This is a genomic window from Methanosarcinales archaeon (assembly GCA_014859725.1).
GTDB lineage: Archaea > Halobacteriota > Methanosarcinia > Methanosarcinales > Methanocomedenaceae > Kmv04.
Genome location: JACUTQ010000222.1, coordinates 1 through 2,936 on the forward strand (window position 1 = coordinate 1; position 2,936 = coordinate 2,936).

4 protein-coding genes are annotated in these 2,936 nt (G+C 42.9%); all 4 read right to left on the reverse strand.

Translation table 11 applies throughout. The features are described from left to right. Positions 1 to 202: 202 nt before the first annotated feature. Positions 203 to 511 (reverse strand): transcriptional regulator, encoded by a 309-nt coding sequence (locus IBX40_12425; GenBank protein ID MBE0525115.1) that lies wholly within the window; start codon positions 509 to 511, stop codon positions 203 to 205. Further along, positions 508 to 1,113 carry a hypothetical protein gene (locus IBX40_12430; GenBank protein MBE0525116.1) on the reverse strand — a complete coding sequence of 202 codons (606 nt, stop codon included), beginning with the start codon at positions 1,111 to 1,113 and terminating at the stop codon, positions 508 to 510. The genes IBX40_12425 and IBX40_12430 overlap by 4 nt, the downstream gene beginning before the upstream one ends. Before the next feature lie 223 nt (positions 1,114 to 1,336). Beyond that, on the reverse strand, positions 1,337 to 2,485 hold the full coding sequence (locus IBX40_12435; protein ID MBE0525117.1) for an MFS transporter: 1,149 nt from the start codon (positions 2,483 to 2,485) through the stop codon (positions 1,337 to 1,339). 24 nt (positions 2,486 to 2,509) lie between these two features. Further along, positions 2,510 to 2,827, reverse strand: a complete 318-nt coding sequence (locus tag IBX40_12440; GenBank protein ID MBE0525118.1) for a hypothetical protein — start codon at positions 2,825 to 2,827, stop codon at positions 2,510 to 2,512. Between the last annotated feature and the right edge of the window lie 109 nt (positions 2,828 to 2,936).

Consider the following 2,936-nt stretch of genomic DNA (forward strand, 5'->3'; position numbering starts at 1 on the left):
CTGCAATTCAGGATATGACTTTCTTGTCACAGCGTGCGCATCCGCGTCATCCGTGCAATCCGTGTTCAATCAGAATATTTCTCTTAACCGATTACATCAGACTTTCCTGCTGCTCCTCTCGTCTTCACTTTGTCCGGGTGCCCGTCCTGATCTGGCTCCGCATGGTCTTGTGGTGGCTGGCGACGTCTCATAAAATTTAGTGTTAAATCAGGTCGTTAAATAACTGTTTCATTTTTTTACTATATTCCTTGAATGCAGCTCGTCCTTGATCGGTAAGATGGAGTATAGTATGCGGCTTCTTACCAACAAAATCTTTCTCCACCTCGATATACCCGGCAGCTTCCAGCTTGCTCATATGGGCTGAAAGGTTACCGTGGGTCAGCCCGGTCTGGCGCATCAGGAAAAGGAAGTCAGCACTCTCCACCACATAAATATGGGCCATGATCTTGAGACGGGCAGGCTCATGGATCAGCTTGTCGATATCGCTGAAAGGTTTGTCTGGATTGTTCATTGGTTTGCTTTCTCCACAGAATATTCACGCATAAAGCGGATAAGCAAGACAGTACCGGTTATTACCATGATCCCTGAAGGTACAACGAATACATATGAACCGTTGGATATGAACCCATTGACTTCCAGGATCTCAGCCATTGGAATGGATACTGCCACAAGGACCGCGTAATAGTACAGCCTCTCGAAATCCATGAAATATGCCATCAGGCTGAACACTATGAGAACATTCAATGAGACTATTATTAGCCCTATTGGAAATTCTTTTATTCCTGATACCATACTGCTTTTAGTTAATAGCACCATGGCCAGCCCGAACAACACTGAGATTACCAGTATGAGTCTTAATTTATTCATGCTCTTTTTGCGCTCTTTGCCGAATTTCACCAGTCCGATCCTGGGTACGGTGATGAATTTCTTGGCTGCCATGAAGAGCGCGATGATCACAGCGTAATAAGGTATTAAAAAGTAGTCATTTCTGATAAATGAAGTAAGTGCCATCCCCAGGATGATAAGTCCCAACTGGATATCCCACAATCCATCCTGGAAAGTGGATTTGAAGGCTTTTTTTTCAAGTTCTTTTAGATTTAGGTTTTCTGACATAAGTTTTCCTCCTAATAAAGGGATATTTATCTAATAGCATAAAATACTTTGTATTGCAAAGTTATTTGCACATATTGTAGCATAACATGATAAGTTACATGTCAGAAAGCCTCCCCCCTCATTTTATCCTATAATCCGTGTGCCCGTCCTGATCTGCTTCGCCCGGTCTTGTGGTGGTGGGGGGCAGGCCCTTTTCACTAAAAATTTTTCCTAATCCGACTACCTATTTTCTCAAACCAACCAGGAACAATAGGAATAATATAACACACACTCCTCCGGCTGTAAGAAAAACGCCGTTAAGTCCTGCTGTTAAGAAAACTGCACCAAAGAGGATGGGAGATAAGAACTGTCCAATAAAACCGAATGTCCCGAGATACGAAACGACCCTTCCCCGGAAAACAGGGGAAACCGTCTCACCTGCCCAGACCATCACCGCGGGCATTAACATTCCCTGACCTATTCCAATGAAGGCTACAGAAACCGCAATAACCAGAAGTAAATACCCGTAGGAAAGGACAGTAAATCCAGCAATCCATAGTAAAGCTGCTGCAAGTACGATCTTTTTATAGGATAATCTAGCCCTAATCTTTCCATAATTTAAAGAAGTTAATCCAGCACAAATCATCATGACCATCATAAACAGGCCAACCGTGGCCGAATTAGAAACTCCAACATTCCTTAATAATGCGGGAAGATATATCACAACAACATAAAGAAGAATATTCGTTAAAAAGAAAAGGCCATAAATGGCAAATAACAATGGATTTTTCCTGAAGACCCCCAAAAGGGAAGTTTCTTCAGCAGTGACTTGAATACTTTTTCTTTGAGTTTCAGGTATTGTAAAGAGTCCGAGAACACCGAGAGGGATTCCCAATAGATAGACTCCGAACGGATAATGCCAGGATAGGCTGCCAAGGAATCCACCGATCAACGGCCAGATAAAACCCAAGCTATTGGCACTTGCCCGCCATCCCATGACCTTATCCCTCTGGGTACCTTCGTACAAGTTCAAGATGATCACGGTGATGGAAGTAAAAAACGCTGCAACACCTATTCCCAGAAATGCCCTGCTGATAATAAGTACCCAAAATGACTTGATAAATAATCCTGCACCTCCGGCCAGTGCAAAAAGTATAAGACCGAAAATATATGGTTTCCTAGGTCCCATCCTGTCAATGACATTACCGAACAGTGGACTGAAAATCGCAATAAAAAGTCCATGGGTGGTAATAATAAGACCCGCAGATGCCGGGCTAACACCCAGTCCTTCACCCATCCAGGGGAGAACCGGGGCTATTATCGAACCGGCCATGACGGTCAATGTGGCCGAAGCGAGAATAACCCATAGAGTATACCTTTCATGGATTTTCATTTTTATAACCTTTTTTTTTGGTGATTATTGACGTTCAGGATGAATGATTACTAATCTGGTTGGCGTCTCTGTTGGTTCGATAACGTGTTCCACACCACCGGGTATCACCACAAAACCGGGAGATTTGTAAGGACTTATTTTATTCTCATCACTCCGTTCAAGGTTGATTGAACCAGCAACAATCACAATGATCTCATCGAACGGATGGCTCTCCCGGGGGGACCGGTTTCCAATCTCACCGAAAACCACTTCCACTTCAAATTCATTCCCGGGGCCTTTAAATAATCTTGTTATGTCAGGTATCTTTAAATTTTCTTTTCCTGAATTTTTACCTTGCTCCATGTTTTGTCCTCCTTTATACCGAAAAATCAAACCCTGTAATATACGAATTTTATTTGATTTTCACTTTATTAATGCTTTGTTAACATCGCTTATCTGCCGCCCCCTCTCG

Coding starts and splice junctions, on each gene's coding strand:
- IBX40_12425 (MBE0525115.1), bottom strand. CDS start 511: ATGAACAATCCAGACAAACCTTTCAGCGATATCGACAAGCTGATCCAT.
- IBX40_12430 (MBE0525116.1), bottom strand. CDS start 1,113: ATGTCAGAAAACCTAAATCTAAAAGAACTTGAAAAAAAAGCCTTCAAA.
- IBX40_12435 (MBE0525117.1), bottom strand. CDS start 2,485: ATGAAAATCCATGAAAGGTATACTCTATGGGTTATTCTCGCTTCGGCC.
- IBX40_12440 (MBE0525118.1), bottom strand. CDS start 2,827: ATGGAGCAAGGTAAAAATTCAGGAAAAGAAAATTTAAAGATACCTGAC.